The 14,482-nt window shown below is 72.1% G+C and carries 14 protein-coding genes; 9 read left to right on the top strand and 5 right to left on the bottom strand.

Annotated elements, in window-relative coordinates:
• Positions 1-64 precede the first annotated feature (64 nt).
• Positions 65-715 carry a ScbR family autoregulator-binding transcription factor gene (locus ORG17_RS17090; protein WP_110865312.1) on the bottom strand — a complete coding sequence of 217 codons (651 nt, stop codon included), beginning with the start codon at positions 713-715 and terminating at the stop codon, positions 65-67.
• Positions 716-805: 90 nt separating this feature from the next.
• Between ORG17_RS17090 and ORG17_RS17095 the strand changes: the two genes are divergently transcribed.
• Positions 806-1,249 carry a disulfide bond formation protein B gene (locus tag ORG17_RS17095; RefSeq protein ID WP_027466840.1) on the top strand — a complete coding sequence of 148 codons (444 nt, stop codon included), beginning with the start codon at positions 806-808 and terminating at the stop codon, positions 1,247-1,249.
• 63 nt (positions 1,250-1,312) lie between these two features.
• Here the strand turns inward: ORG17_RS17095 and ORG17_RS17100 are convergent, their stop codons facing one another.
• A complete protein-coding gene (locus tag ORG17_RS17100) occupies positions 1,313-2,470 on the bottom strand; it encodes a GAF domain-containing protein (RefSeq protein ID WP_214526059.1) in 1,158 nt (385 codons plus the stop codon).
• Positions 2,467-3,243, bottom strand: a complete 777-nt coding sequence (locus ORG17_RS17105; RefSeq protein ID WP_250892044.1) for a ThuA domain-containing protein — start codon at positions 3,241-3,243, stop codon at positions 2,467-2,469. Before ORG17_RS17105 ends, ORG17_RS17100 begins: the two co-directional genes overlap by 4 nt.
• A 141-nt stretch (positions 3,244-3,384) precedes the next feature.
• On the opposite strand from ORG17_RS17105, the gene ORG17_RS17110 reads away from it, so the two are divergent.
• Positions 3,385-4,827, top strand: coding sequence for a DUF4832 domain-containing protein (locus ORG17_RS17110; protein WP_214526058.1), 1,443 nt, complete (start codon positions 3,385-3,387; stop codon positions 4,825-4,827).
• A gap of 81 nt (positions 4,828-4,908) precedes the next feature.
• Positions 4,909-5,364 (top strand): DUF3817 domain-containing protein, encoded by a 456-nt coding sequence (locus ORG17_RS17115; RefSeq protein WP_035809287.1) that lies wholly within the window; start codon positions 4,909-4,911, stop codon positions 5,362-5,364.
• A 162-nt stretch (positions 5,365-5,526) separates the two neighbouring features.
• On the opposite strand, the gene ORG17_RS17120 is transcribed toward ORG17_RS17115, so the two are convergent.
• The gene (locus tag ORG17_RS17120) at positions 5,527-7,737 is read right to left on the bottom strand and encodes an NADP-dependent isocitrate dehydrogenase (protein ID WP_214526057.1); all 2,211 of its coding nucleotides are present in this window, start codon (positions 7,735-7,737) and stop codon (positions 5,527-5,529) included.
• Positions 7,738-7,930: 193 nt separating this feature from the next.
• Between ORG17_RS17120 and ORG17_RS17125 the strand changes: the two genes are divergently transcribed.
• On the top strand, positions 7,931-8,296 hold the full coding sequence (locus tag ORG17_RS17125) for a hypothetical protein (protein ID WP_214526056.1): 366 nt from the start codon (positions 7,931-7,933) through the stop codon (positions 8,294-8,296).
• 3 nt (positions 8,297-8,299) lie between these two features.
• Here the strand turns inward: ORG17_RS17125 and ORG17_RS17130 are convergent, their stop codons facing one another.
• Complete coding sequence (locus ORG17_RS17130; protein WP_111056500.1) at positions 8,300-8,794, bottom strand: hypothetical protein; 495 nt, start codon at positions 8,792-8,794, stop codon at positions 8,300-8,302.
• Positions 8,795-8,956: 162 nt separating this feature from the next.
• Here ORG17_RS17130 and ORG17_RS17135 point away from each other — a divergent pair, with 162 nt between their 5' ends.
• The 5 genes from ORG17_RS17135 to ORG17_RS17155 all read left to right on the top strand — a co-directional run bounded on the left by ORG17_RS17135 (position 8,957) and on the right by ORG17_RS17155 (position 14,466).
• A complete protein-coding gene (locus ORG17_RS17135) occupies positions 8,957-10,066 on the top strand; it encodes a M23 family metallopeptidase (protein ID WP_214526055.1) in 1,110 nt (369 codons plus the stop codon).
• 144 nt (positions 10,067-10,210) lie between these two features.
• Positions 10,211-11,485 carry a hemolysin family protein gene (locus ORG17_RS17140; RefSeq protein WP_214526054.1) on the top strand — a complete coding sequence of 425 codons (1,275 nt, stop codon included), beginning with the start codon at positions 10,211-10,213 and terminating at the stop codon, positions 11,483-11,485.
• A gap of 634 nt (positions 11,486-12,119) precedes the next feature.
• Positions 12,120-13,031: a helix-turn-helix transcriptional regulator gene (locus ORG17_RS17145; RefSeq protein WP_071406260.1), complete on the top strand. Its 912-nt coding sequence runs from the start codon at positions 12,120-12,122 to the stop codon at positions 13,029-13,031.
• Positions 13,032-13,062: 31 nt separating this feature from the next.
• Complete coding sequence (locus tag ORG17_RS17150; RefSeq protein ID WP_214528005.1) at positions 13,063-13,815, top strand: class I SAM-dependent methyltransferase; 753 nt, start codon at positions 13,063-13,065, stop codon at positions 13,813-13,815.
• A gap of 168 nt (positions 13,816-13,983) precedes the next feature.
• Positions 13,984-14,466, top strand: coding sequence for an FBP domain-containing protein (locus tag ORG17_RS17155; protein ID WP_071406263.1), 483 nt, complete (start codon positions 13,984-13,986; stop codon positions 14,464-14,466).
• Positions 14,467-14,482 lie beyond the last annotated feature (16 nt).

Consider the following 14,482-nt stretch of genomic DNA (forward strand, 5'->3'; position numbering starts at 1 on the left):
GCGACACCCTTCTCGCTAGTCTCAGAGGCGAGGTGACGTGGGTGTTTCCCTGGGGGGACCCGCGTCACTCCGGAGCGATGAGCGCGACGAGCCGCGGGATCTCCGGACGCAGCCGTTCGGTGACGAACGCGTCCAGCAGGACCGTCCAAAGTTCCCGCAGGCCCGCGAACAGGTCGGCCCGGCGGGTCATCACGTCCGAGACGGTCTGCACGCCGGTGTAGGCGCGGACGACGACCCGGCCGACCAGGTCCGGGTCCCACCGCTGGTCGAGCTCGCCCACCTCGACGGCCTGCCGTGCGAACCCGGCGACCACCGTGGTCCAGTCGGTGTACGGGTCCTGCCGCGCGACGTCGCTCGCGGCCACGTCGGTCGACAGCCGCACCCCGGCGCTCACGACGACCTCGGACGTCATCTGGACCGCGAGCCCCTGGCACAGCCACATGATCGACTCGAGCGGGGTGGTGCCCCGGGCCACCGCGGCCTCGCCGTACCGGCGGGAGATCGCGTGCTGCTCGGCGACGACGGCCCCGGCCATGTCGGCCTTCGACGTGAAGTGGAAGTACAGCGCACCCTTGGTCATCCCGATGCGTTCGGCGATGCCGTCCATCGAGGCACCGACGTACCCGCGTTCGTCGAACTCCGCGGCCGCGCCCTCGATGATCGCCGTGCGGGTCGCGAGCGACCGCTGTTGCCGGGTCGGTCGGTCCTGCGCCATGGGGTCCGATCGTAGTCAGCGCACACTGCCGCCGGGGTCCACTGGCCGCATTCGGCAGGCGTTCGGCCGGGTGCCCTACGGTCGGTCGCCATGGACGGATGGCGGAACCCTGCGCGCTGGGCACGGACGGGGCGGTGGCTGCTGCTGCCGATCGCGGTGCTGGACTGGGTCGCGCTCGCGCCGCAGACCATCGTGGTGCTCGCGTTCCTGCTCGCCGTCGTCGGGCTCGCCGGCATGGGTGCGGCCCTCGTGGTGCACATGCTCCGTCGGTCCCGTGGGGCGATGGCCGGTCTCGGGGTCGTCCTGCTGCTCGGTGGCCTCGTCGTGTTCGGCCTCGATCCGTTCCCGGGCTCGTTCCCGCTCATCGAGTCGTGGTGGCCGGAGTCGATCACGCAGCCGCAGCACGTCGGCAGTGCGTACTGGCAGCTCGCCGGCCTGGGCATCGAGCTCGCCGGGTTCGCCCTGCTCGCGACGCTGCTCGTGGTCGCGCTGACCGGAACCCCGCGGCCGCGGCCGGACCGCTTCCGCTCCTGATCCACTGCGGGCGGCGATCCGCACCCCGGGCGACGCCTGACGCACCGAGGCGGCGGATCTCGCTCAGTGCCGTGTGAGCACCACCAGCGTGACGTCGACCGCGGCGTCCGTCGGGATCGCCGTCCGCACCCGTTCGACCGCCGTGGCCCCGTCCGGAGCCGAGCGCACCAGCGAGGCGAGGTCGTCCAGGTGCCGGAGTCCGTCCAGCGTCAGGACGCCCTGGGTGCAGATCGCCAGCCGGTCTCCGGGTTCCAGGTCGAGCGCCCCGGGCGACCGCGGGATCGACTCCGGCTGCAGCCCGAGCGGCAGGTCGAGCGGGTGCAGGACGCGGGCCGGACTGTCGGCGGGGACGAGCACCGCCAGGCCGTGGCCGGCGTCGCCGAAGTCGACGTGACCCGACGTCGGGTCGAGCCGCAGGTGGAAGAGCGAGCCGACGGCGGCCGCAGCCGACAGGTCGGCGGTGACCTGCGCCTCCAGGCCGACGATCGCGTCCGACATGGCCGAACCGGTCCGTGCCGCCACGGCACCGCGGACCGCCGCGGCGAGCAGGCCCGACGCAGGGCCGGCCGCGCTCACCCGGCCGACGGTGACGTGCAGGGCACCGTCCGGTGCGATGCGCCAGTCGGCGACGTCACCCCCGCCGTCGTCGTGCTGGGCTACCAGGACGTCGAGGTCGTAGCCCGGCAGCGCGACCGGGTCCGGCACCAGGCCGTCAAGCACCCGACGGACCCGTCCGCGGTCGATGGCGACGCCGAGCTCGCGCTCCGCCCACCGGGCCAGGTCACCCAGCAGGGCGACGTCGTCCGGCGAGAACGTGCGCGGCACCGCGTCCATCAAGCACAACGTGCCCACCCGGGTGCCGTCGACCATGGTCAACGGTGCGCCCGCGTAGAACCGGATGCCGTGCTCCGCCACCGCCGCCGTGTGCGCGAACCGGGCGTCGAGCGACGCGTCCGGGATCACCATCGGTTCGCGGGTGAGCACGGTCGACGCGCAGAACTGCTCGCTGGCGGGGACACTCGATCCCTGGTGCCAGCCGAAGGTCGACTGCGTGGTGACGAGGTCGTGGTGGACGAGGTTGAGGAAGGTCAACGGGACGTCGAACGCCTCGTGGGCCATGCGGGTGATGCGGTCGAAGCGCTCCTCGGGTCCTGATCCCAAGATGGCGAGCGCCTCGATCACCGCGGCGCGCCTGTGCGCACCGTCGAGATGGTTGGTCACCCGACCTGTCTACCCCCATCGTCCGTCAGGAACCAGTCCCGCGGGTGGGGGTCGGCGGTCAGTTCGCGGCGCTCGGAGACCGGGGCCGCCCAGGCGGCGGCGTTCGACAGCACGCGCTGGATGTCCGGGTGGTGGTACACGGGGTACTCCTGGTCGCCCGGCGAGAAGTAGAAGACCTTGCCGAGCCCCCGGCGGTACGCGACGCCGGAGCGGAAGACCTCTCCGCCCGCGAAGGTCGACAGGAACACCTCTTCGTCGGGGCGCGGGATGTCGAAGTACTCGCCGTACATCTCCTGCCGGTCGATGACGATCGGGTGCGGGACCCCGGCGGCGATCGGGTGCTCGGGCGCGACGGTCCAGACGAGTTCGCGCTCGCCGTCGTTCCGCCACTTCAGCGAGCAGGTCGTGCCCATCAGGCGCTTGAACGGCTTGGAGTAGTGGCCGGAGTGCAGCACCACCAGGCCCATGCCGGCGTGCACGGCGTCGACGACCAGGTCGACGACGGCGTCGCTCACCTCGTCGTGGGCGGCGTGCCCCCACCAGAACAGCACGTCCGTGGTGGCCAGCCGTTCGGCGGTGATGCCGTGGTCGGGTTCCTGCAGGGTGGCGGTGGAGACGTCGGCCCCGGGCTGCAGCTGCCGGAGCGCCTCGGCGATCACGGTGTGCATGCCGTCGGGGTAGTGCCCGATGACCGTCGCGTCACCGCGGGTCTCGTGCACGTTCTCGTTCCAGACGACGATGTTCAGGGGACGGTTCTCGGTCGACGGCGACATGCAGGCAACGCTACCCGTGCTCGGTTCGCGCATCCACTGGCGTTTTCTGATCGTTTGGCCTAGCTTCAGATCACATTCGCGCAGGACGGCAGCGCCAGGGGGCGCCGATCACCGTCCGCGCCGAGGACAGGGGCTCGTCCGATGCAGCACCGCACCATCACCACCGTCGCACTCGCGGCGGTACTCGCACTCGCCGTACCGACCACTGCGTGGGCGTCGTCGCCCACCGGCCACCACCCGACACGGACCGCGACCACCTCGACCGTGACCTACACGGCGAGCGACGCGGTCATCCCGAACCCCTCGCGCGGGTTCGACCACACCACCGAGACGCACTACCGCGCCGACGGCACCGGGTACACGCCGCTCGACGCCGCGACGCTCCGCGGTTACCGCGCCGAGGGGGTCACCCAGGTCGTCCGGGTGTTCTACATGGAGGCGTTCGTGCAGCAGCGGCGCCTCAGCCCGGCCTGGCTCGCGCTCGTGCAGCACGACTACGACACCGCGCGCTCAGCCGGCGTGGGTGTGATCACCCGGTTCGCCTACGTACAGGGCGGCGCGTACCCGTACTCGGCGCCCTACGGCGACGCAGACCTGCCGACCGTGCTCGCGCACATCCAGCAGCTCACCCCGACGCTCCGCCGGAACGCCGACGTCATCCCGACCCTGCAGCAGGGGTTCATCGGACTCTGGGGCGAGGGCTACTACACCGACCACTTCGCCAGCGACCCGGCGAACCCGGGCGTGCTGACCGAGGCCGACAAGGACGCCCGACGGCAGGTCCTGCAGGCCGAACTCGCCGCCCTGCCGTCCAGCCGCTCGGTCCAGGTCCGCACGATGCAGATGAAGCAGGACGCACTCCGCACACCGTCCGGCACGGCCGGGGCACTCACCCCGGAGCAGGCGCACGACGGGTCGGCAGCGTCGCGGATCGGGCACCACAACGACTGCTTCCTCGCTTCGCCGGACGACTTCGGCACGTTCCTGAGCGATCCGCTGTCACTCGACCAGGACTACCTGGCCGCCGAGTCGCGGTACGTCCCCGTGGGTGGCGAGACCTGCGCCGTGAACGCGCCGCGGTCCGAGTACCCGTCCGCCTCGGCCGAGATGGCGAAGTACCACTACAGCTACCTCAACCTCGACTACAACAAGGACGTCCTGGCGACCTGGGGCGCAGACGGCATGACGGACGCCGCGAAGAAGCTCGGCTACCGCTTCACGATGACCTCGAGCACCGTCACCACCGGTCGCACGCCGTCGGTCGCGGTGTCGGTGCGGAACGACGGCTGGGCGGCGCCGTACAACAGCCGCCCGGTGCAGCTCGTCCTGACCGACGGGGGCCGCCGGGTCACCGTGCCGGTGCGCGCCGACGCGTCGTCCTGGCAGCCGGGACGGACCGTGACCGTCCGGGCGTCGCTCGCACACCTGCCGAAGGGCCGCTGGGACGTCGCCCTCGCCCTGCCGGCACCCGAACGCTCGGTGGCGTCGAACCCGGCCTTCGCGATCCAGACCGCGAACACCGGCACGTGGGACGCGCGCGCCGGCGTGAACCGCCTGGGCCAGACGGTGGTCGTGCGGCGCTGACCCGACAAGCAGAGGGCGCCCCGGGTCGATCGGCCCGGGGCGCCCTGCTGTCTGTCAACCGGGTCCGCCACCATGGAGGCCATGACTCCGCGCTCCCTGTTCCGCGCCGCCGCGGTCGCCGAACTCGTGACCTGGACCCTGCTCATCCTCGGGATGGTGCTCAAGTACGGCTTGGACGCCGGCGACTGGGGTGTCCGCATCGGCGGTGGGGTGCACGGCTTCGTGTTCCTGGCGTACCTGGTGGTCACGACGGTCGTGGCGGTGAACCAGCGGTGGTCGTTCGGGGCGCTCGTACTCGGCTGGGCCAGTGCCGTCGTGCCGTACGCCACGGTGCCGTTCGAGGTCGCGGTCGCCCGCCGCGGCATGCTCGAGGGCTCCTGGCGCCGCTCGCCGGACGCCCACTCGGGGTTCTGGGACCGTCTGCTGTTCTTCGTGGTGCGTCGGCCCGCCGTGGCCGCCGGCATCGGGGTCGTGGCCGTCGCCCTGGTCTTCACCGGGTTGCTGGCCGCCGGCCCACCCGTGCCGTCCCGCGGCTGACGCCCCGCGCGTCCCCTGTCACTTCGTGAGCAGGAATGGTCGGGTTCGTGGTGCGGACGCGACCATGGCTGCTCACGAAGCGCGGCTGTGGTCGCGACCACGGACGGACGGGAGGCCCGGTGCCAGCTGGCACCGGGCCTCCTGTCCGGGGGCCGGTCGCTGCTAGAGCGCTGCCAGCGCCGCGTTCAACGTGGCGGACGGACGCATGACCGCGCTCGTCTTGGCGTCGTCGGGGCGGTAGTAGCCGCCGATGTCGGCCGGGTGGCCCTGCACCGAGACGAGCTCGTCGACGATGGTGTGCTCCTGCTCGCCGAGCTTCGCCGCGAGGTCCGCGAACGACGCCGCGAGCTCGGTGTCCTGGGTCTGCGCCGCGAGCTCTTCGGCCCAGTACTTCGCCAGGTAGAAGTGGCTGCCGCGGTTGTCGATCGAGCCGAGCTTGCGGCCCGGGGACTTGTCCTGCTCGAGGAACGTCCCGGTGGCACGGTCGAGGGTCTCGCCCAGGATCTTCGCCCGCTCGTTGCCCGTCACACCGGCGAGGTGCTCGAGGCTGACCGCCAGCGCGAGGAACTCACCCAGGCTGTCCCAGCGCAGGTAGTTCTGCTGCACGAGCTGCTGCACGTGCTTCGGCGCGGAACCACCGGCACCGGTCTCGAACAGGCCGCCACCGCCCAGCAGTGGGACAACGGAGAGCATCTTCGCCGAGGTGCCGAGCTCCATGATCGGGAACAGGTCCGTCAGGTAGTCGCGCAGGACGTTGCCGGTGACCGAGATGGTGTCCTCGCCGCGGCGGATGCGCTCGAGCGAGAAGCGCATGGCGTCCTCGGGCGCGAGGATCTCGATCTGCAGGCCGTCGGTGTCGTGCTCGCCGAGGTACTCGCGGACGAGCCCGATGAGGTTCGCGTCGTGCGCGCGGGTCTCGTCGAGCCAGAACACGGCGGGCGTCGCGGAGGCACGGGCGCGGGTGACGGCGAGCTTCACCCAGTCGCGGATGGCGACGTCCTTGGTCTGGCAGGCGCGCCAGATGTCACCGGGCTCGACGTCGTGCTCGATGACGACGTCGCCCGAGGCGGTCGTGACGCGGACCACACCGGCGCCGGGGAGCTCGAAGGTCTTGTCGTGCGAGCCGTACTCCTCGGCCTTCTGCGCCATCAGGCCGACGTTGGGCACGGAACCCATCGTCGACGGGTCGAAGGCGCCGTGGGCGCGGCAGTCGTCGAGCACGGCCTGGTAGATGCCGGCGTAGCTCGAGTCGGGGATGACGGCGAGGGTGTCGTGCTCGTCGCCGTCCGGGCCCCACATGTGCCCCGAGGTGCGGATCATCGCGGGCATCGACGCGTCGACGATGACGTCGCTCGGCACGTGCAGGTTCGTGATGCCCTTGTCCGAGTCGACCATGGCGAGCTCGGGGCCGTCGGCGATGCCCTGCTTGAAGGCACGCTCGATCTCGGCGCCGTTCGGCAGCGCAGCGAGGCCGGCGAGGATCGAGCCGAGGCCGTCGTTCGGGGTCAGGCCCGCGGCGGCGAGGTCGGCGCCGTAGCGCTCGAACACCGACGGGAAGAACGCCTTGATGACGTGCCCGAAGATGATCGGGTCGGAGATCTTCATCATCGTGGCCTTGAGGTGCACGGAGAACAGGACGTCCTCGGCCTCGGCGCGCTCGATCTGCTTGCGCAGGAACGCCTCGAGTGCGGCCACGTGCAGCACGGTGCCGTCGACGACCTCGCCCTGCAAGACGGGGATCGACTGCTTGAGGACCTGCTCGCTGCCGTCCTCGGCCACGAAGGTGATCGTCAGGACGTCGTCGGCGGGAGCGATCCAGGACTTCTCGTTCGAGCGGAAGTCGTCGACGCCCATGGTGCTGACGTTCGTCTTCGAGTCACGCGACCAGGCGCCCATGCGGTGCGGGTGCTTGCGGGCGTAGTTCTTGACCGACAGGGGTGCGCGGCGGTCGGAGTTGCCCTCGCGCAGCACCGGGTTGACGGCGCTGCCCTGCACACGGCCGTAGCGGGCGCGGACGTCGCGCTGCTCGTCGGTCGTGGCCTCGTCCGGGTAGTCGGGCAGGTCGTAGCCCCGCGCCTGCAGTTCCTTGATCGCGACCTTGAGCTGGGGGATCGATGCCGAGATGTTCGGCAGCTTGATGATGTTCGCCTCGGGGGTCTTCGCCAGGTCGCCGAGCTCGGCGAGGGCGTCGTCCAGGCGCTGCTCGTCGGTGAGCCGCTCCGGGAACTGGGCGATGATCCGGCCGGCGAGCGAGATGTCGCGGGTCTCGACGTCGACACCCGCGGTGCCGGCGAAGGCTTGGATGACCGGGAGGAAGGAGTGGGTGGCGAGGAACGGCGCCTCGTCCGTGAGGGTGTAGATGATCTTGGCCATGCTGGCGGGTACTCCCTTGTTCGACCGTCGGTACGTCCACGGTACTCGTGGCGCAGGATGTCTCGACATCAAGATACATGGCCCCCGCTTCCGCGCGGCAGATGCTCGGCCGACACCCTGGAGGCGCACTGTCGACACATAGGAACGGTGCGTGGACTGGTCTTCCGCAGCACCAGAGCGAGGGAGAGCGCGCATGACCACCACACGGCAGACCCCGGACGACTTCGGCTGGAGGGCGGAGGACCTGCGGTCCGCCTACGCCTCGGACGGCAGCGGCCCCTACCGGTACGCGCCGGACGGCTCCGGCCCGTTCTCGTACGACCCCGACGGCTCCGGTCCCTGGCTCGTCGGCCCCGAACCCCGACGGAGCACGAAGCGGTTCGCACCGCGTCAACATGGCAGCCGATCGCGGTTGCGGCGGATCGGGACGGCCTGCACCGCCGGAGCGCTGGCGCTCGTGCTCGCCGTCGGCAGTGTCTCCGTCGTCGCGCACGCCGCTCCTCCACACCCGTCGGTGCAGGCGAGCGCCGCGCAGGGCTCCGGACCCGACGGAGCCTGAGCCTCAGTCGCCGATCGAGACGCGGAACACCCGGACGCCGGCGGCACGGAGCCCGGCGAGGCCGAGCCGCATGCGCAGGGGCCGGAAGGGCCGACGGAACCCGGACGACGCCGACGCGGCATCGATCTGGTGCAGGACCTCGGACGTCAGGGTGCGCTCGAGCTTCGGCGCGAGCCGGGTCACCCCGGACACCGTGACGACGATGCGGACGGCGTGCGGCGCGAGCATCGGCGCGATGAGTTCGGCCGCCGCCTGCGCCCGGTGGAACGCGGGGTCGTCACCGGGGCGGCGGATGGCGATGACGGCCAGCGCCGCGTCCCAGGTCTCGTCGGGGTCCGGCAGGTCGTCGACCCCGATGACCCGCATCCGCGCGGCGTCGATCCCGGCGCGAACGGCCGCAGCCCGGAGCACGGGCAGGAGTTCCTGGGTACCGGCCAGCACGACGTCGGCCGACGCCAGGTCGACCGTTCCGTACCGCTCACGCGGCGATCGGGCCATGGTGCGGGTCCTTCCGTCGCTTTCCCCCGACCGTACCGATGCGGAGGGCCCGGGGGACGCTTCCGCCCGTGGTGGTCAGGCGCCTCCCAGCGCACTCGGTAACGAAAAGATCACGGAAGGGCCTGTACAAAGCGACAGAGTCGTGCAGAATGGTGGGCGGCCATGACGACTGCACCCGAACCAGACCAGCACCCGGAGACCCCGGTGGTGCACCTGTCCCGACGCGCCGCCCTCGAGGCCGAGCGCGCAGCCGCCCGCGGACCACAGCGTCGCAGCAAGACGGCCCCGGCCGCGAAGGCCGCCAAGCCGGCCAAGGCACCGAAGGCCGCCAAGCCGGCCAAGGTCGCAAAGCCGGCCAAGGCACCGAAGGCCGCGAAGGTCGCCAAGCCGGCGAAGTCCGTCGTGCTCGCGACCAAGTCCTCGGCCACCGAGCCGGCCGGCCGCCGCTCCGCCGCCGCACGCGCCACCACCGAGCACGTCGACGACCGCATCCAGCGCGTCGTCCGCCGCCCCGCGCCCAGGGTGACCCGCGTCGCCAGCGCACCCCGGGCCTCCCGGTCGGCCCGTGCCGGACGCATCACCCTCACCAGCGCCGCCGCAGCCATCGCGATGTTCGCCGCCTCGGCGATGCCCGCACACGCGAGCGCCGGCACCTCGATGGCCACCTCGACCATCGCGCCCATCGTGCGCACCCAGGACTACGCCGTGACCCAGGCGGTCACGTCCGCCGGGTTCGACCGTGACGGGTTCACCGTCGGCGGTGGCTCGACCGTCACCACGACGACGGCTGGTTCCGCCGACACCGCGGCGATCGCCGGAGGCGCCGTGTCGTTCGGCGGCGCGGTCCGCTCGCCGTTCCCCGGCCCCGTGCAGATGAGCTCCGGCTTCGGGTACCGCTCGGCACCGTGCGGCGCGTGCTCGTCGCTGCACCAGGGCCTCGACTTCACCCCGGGCATGGGCACGCCGATCGGCGCCGTCGCCGCGGGCAAGGTCCGGGTCTCGGGCACCTACTTCTCGTACGGCAACGCGGTCATCATCGACCACGTGGTCGACGGCCGACAGGTGTCCACGCTCTACGGCCACATGATCCCCGGCTCCTCGCCGCTCAAGGTCGGCGACACCGTCGCTGCCGGGCAGTTCATCGGGCTCGTCGGGTCCTCCGGCGTCTCGACCGGTGCGCACCTGCACCTCGAGGTCCTGATGGACGGCGTCACGCCGATCGACCCGGAGGCGTGGCTCGAAGCCCGCATCGGTCGCTCGCTCACCCTGTAGCGACCGCTTCCGCCGCGACGCGGGATCCACAGCCGCTGTCGAGCGGCAGCACGGTGATGTCCCAGTCGGCCTGTGCAGACTCACAGGCATGGACGATCCCCACAGACCGCCCGCCCGTCGTCGATCCGAGGCGGCTGCCCGCTGATGGGCGCCGACACCTGGATCGCCTTCGGGCTCGTCATCCTCTTCGTGCTCGTCGGCGGGGTCTTCGCGGCCGCCGAGATCGCACTCGTCTCCCTCCGCGAATCCCAGCTGCAGCAGCTCGAACGCCGCGGCCCCCGGGGGATGCGGGTCGCCGAGCTCGGCCGTGACCCGAACCGGTTCCTGTCCGCCGTGCAGATCGGCGTGACCGTCGCCGGGTTCTTCTCCGCCGCGTACGGTGCGTCCTCGATCGCACCCGACGTCGCACCGCTGTTCCAGGGACTCGGCCTCGAGCAGGGCACCGCCGAAGCCGTCGCGCTGGTGCTGATGACCCTCGTCATCGCGTACCTGTCGCTCGTGTTCGGCGAGCTCGTGCCGAAGCGCCTCGCCCTGCAGCGTGCCGAGGGCTTCTCGATGGCCGTCGCCCCGACCCTGGAGCGCTTCGCGGTGCTGATGCGGCCGGTGATCTGGCTGCTCTCGAAGTCCACCGACACCGTCGTGCGACTGCTCGGTGGCGACCCGGACGCCCGCAGCGAGTCGATGAGCACCGAGGAGCTCCGCGGCCTGGTCGACGAGCACACCGGCGTCGACGAGCAGGGACGCCGGATCGCCCGCAGCGCCCTGGACGCCGGTGACCGCATCCTGCGCGAGTCGATGCGCCCCTGGTACGACGTGTCGACACTGGACGCCGGCCTCTCCGTCGCCGACGCCACCGACCAGGCCATCGCAGCCGGGCACACCCGGTACCTCGTGACCTCCGGCGGGCGCGACGAGGTCCAGGGCTTCGTGCACCTCCGTGACCTGCTGCGTCCGGTCGACCCCTCGGCCCCGGTCGCCACGCTCGTCCGGCCGGTGCTCGCCCTGCCCGAGACGAAGTCGCTGTCGAGTGCGATCGCGGACATGCGCACCGACGGCCACCAGATCGCCCTGGTGGTCGACGAGTACGGCGGCAGCGCCGGCATGGTCACGCTCGAGGCGCTGCTCGAGGACCTCGTCGGCCGCATCCGCGACGAGTGGGACTCCAGCGAGTACGACGAGTCGATGCTGGCTCACGACGGGGTCGACGGGGCCACGGTGCTCGAGGACCTGGCCGCGGACGGCGGTCCCGTCCTGCCGGACGGCGACTACGAGACCGTGGGTGGGCTCGTGCAGGTGCAGCTGGACCGCGTACCCGAGGTCGGTGACGTCGTCCTGGCCGGCGGACACCGCCTCGAGGTGACCGCCATGGACGGTCACCGTGTCGCGCGGGTGCGGATCGGGGCCGACGCCGCGCCCTGACCGCGGCCCCACAGCGGTCGGGAGGCCCGTGGCGACGGGCGGTCGCAACACCCCGCCAGACGCCGACGAGCGGTCACAGGCCGTCGTCTACGGCACCACCAGCCGACCGGTCGCGACCACCCGGCGGGCGGCACGCGACGTGTCGCGACCGGTCGGGCACGGCCGGTCACGCAACGGAACGCGACCAGACGGCGTACGGGAGACGCGTGGCGGGGCCGCCCCGCGCCTCCCGTCCGCTCCGGGCGGTCGCAACACCCCGCGGGACGCCGGCGAGCGGTCACAGGCCGTCGTCTACGGCGCCACCAGCCGACAGGTCGCGACCACCCGGCGGGCAGCACGCGACGTGTCGCGACCGGTCGGGCACGGCCGGTCACGCAACGGAACGCGACCAGACGGCGTACGGGAGACGCGTGGCGGGGCCGCCCCGCGCCTCCCGTCCGCTCCGGGCGGTCGCAACACCCCGCCAGACGCCGACGAGCGGTCACAGGCCGTCGCCTGCGGCGCCACCAGCCGACAGGTCGCGACGGGACGGCACACGGCACGCTACGTGTCGTGACCAGTCAGCGACGGCCGGCGGCCCCGCCACGGCCCTCCCGCCTGCCGGACGCACGGCCCGGGCACGTACGCTCGTCGCATGGGTATCGACGTGCGCAACGAGATCCGCGACTTCTTGTCCTCCAGGCGGGCGCGGCTCACCCCCGAGCAGGTCGGCATGCCGTCGTTCGGCGGCGGGGTCCGACGCGTGCCCGGGCTGCGTCGGCACGAGGTCGCCATGCTCGCCGGCGTCAGCGTCGACTACTACACGCGACTCGAGCGCGGTTCGCTCAAGGGCGTCTCGGACAGCGTGCTCGAGGGCCTGGCGAGCGCCCTGCAGCTCGACGAGGACGAGCGCGCGCACCTGTGGGACCTCACGCGCCTGGCGAACTCCGGCGCGAAGGTCATGCACCGGAACGTGCCAACCCGCGTGCGCCCCGGCGTGCAGCGGCTGCTCGACGCCATCACCGGCGCACCGGCCTGGGTGCGGAACGAGCGCGGGGACGTCGTCGCGACGAACGAGCTCGGCCGTGCCCTGTACGCACCGCTCTTCGCCGGCCCCGGACGCCCGGTGAACACCGCACGCTTCACGTTCCTCGACCCGGCCGCCCGCGACTTCTTCCCGGACTGGGCGCAGACCGCGAAGGACGCCGTGGCCGTGCTCCGGACCGCCGCGGTGTCGAACCCCTGCGAGCCGGGGCTCATCACGCTCGTCGGTGAGCTCTCCACCCGGAGCGAGGAGTTCCGCGGCTGGTGGGCCGCCCACGACGTCCGGATGCAGCGCACCGGCAAGAAGCGCATCGACCACCCGATCGTGGGGGAGCTGCGGCTGTCCTACGAGGCGCTCGACCTGGTCGCCGACCCCGGTCTGACGCTGTTCTCGTACTCGGCCGAACCGGGCAGCGAGTCCGAGCGGTCGCTCGCGCTGCTCGGCAGCTGGGCCGCGACGGAGCGGGCCGAGCAGTACGCGGCCCTGCGCGAGTCGGAGTCCGAGTCCGAGTCGGTCGACTGACCCGGCGCCCGCGGGTTCGTAGGGTGGGGACGTGACGAGGACCACGGACGGCTCAGCAGGGGATGCGGACCGCCGGCAGCACCGCCGGCCCGAACCCGCGTTCGCCCGCGCGGTTGCGAAGGCACTCGGAGACGCCCGGACCGTGCTCGACATCGGTACCGGTACCGGTGCCGCTGCCCGTTCGTACGCGCCGACCGATCGCGACGTGACCGCCGTGGAGCCCGCCGGAGACCTGCCCTTCGCCGACGACACCTTCGACGCCGCGATGACGACCTTCTCGATGCACGAGTGGCATGACCTCGAACGCGTGCTCGCCGAGGTGCGTCGCGTGACCCGGGGCCCCGTCGTGGTCCTGACGTTCGACCCCGACCGCATCGAGCGCTCCTGGCTCGCCGAGTACGCGCCCGAGGTGCTGTCGGCCGACGCCCGTCGCCATCCGGCACTGCCGCGGATCGCCGACGCGCTGGGCGACGACACCGTGACGAGCACCCCGTTGCCGATCCCGTTCACGTGCGTCGACGGGTTCGCCGAGGCGTACTACGCCCGCCCCGAGCGACTGCTCGACCCCGGCGTGCGCCAGGCGGACCCGGCGTGGGGACTGGTCGACGAGTTCACCGTCCGGCGGTCGGTGGCAGCGCTCCGGACCGCGCTGGAGTCGGGGGAGTGGGATCGGCGGCACGGGTCGCTCCGGATCCGCCCGACGTACGAGGGCTCGGTCGTCCTGGTCACGGCGACGCCGAACCGACCGCAGGCGGACCGGGCCGGGCTTGACACCCGGTCGTAGGCTGGTCGGGTGAGCTTCCAGGAGGTGGTCGGCGCCCGTATCGCCGGCATCAGGGCGTGAGGCCCTCGGTCGTGCCCTCGGGTGCGGCCGCCCTCGTCGAACCCTGACCTCCTCCGCCCGGTGCGGTGTGCGTCCGCACGCCCCGGGCCCGCACGAAAGCGATCACCCATGCTCCCCATCGTGGAGAAGACCCTCCGCACGTCCTTCGTCAACGCCTCGCGCAAGGAGGTGTCCGACCTCACGCTGCCCGCCGACTTCGAGACACTCGACTGGGACGCGCTCGACTACCTCGGCTGGCGCGACCCGAAGATCGGGCGGCGTGCGTACGCCGTCGTGCCGACCCTGGACGGCGACCTGATCGGCATCCTGTTCCGGCAGGCCGAGGCCTCGCCCCGCTCCCGTGCCCAGTGCTCGTGGTGCCAGGACGTCAAGCTGCCGAACGACGTCGCGTTCTACAGCGCGAAACGGTCCGGGCCGGCCGGACGGAACGGCAACACCGTCGGCACCCTGGTGTGCCAGGACTTCCAGTGCTCGCGGAATGTCCGGAAGCTGCCGCCGCCCGCCTACGAGGGCTACGACGTCGAGGCAGCGCGCCTCCGGCGCATCGAGGACCTGCAGGTCCGGGCCGCGTCCTTCGCCGCCGAGGTCTGAGACGCCGGCGTCCTCG

Origin of the sequence: Curtobacterium flaccumfaciens pv. betae (assembly GCF_026241855.1) — a bacterium.
Classification (GTDB): domain Bacteria; phylum Actinomycetota; class Actinomycetes; order Actinomycetales; family Microbacteriaceae; genus Curtobacterium; species Curtobacterium flaccumfaciens.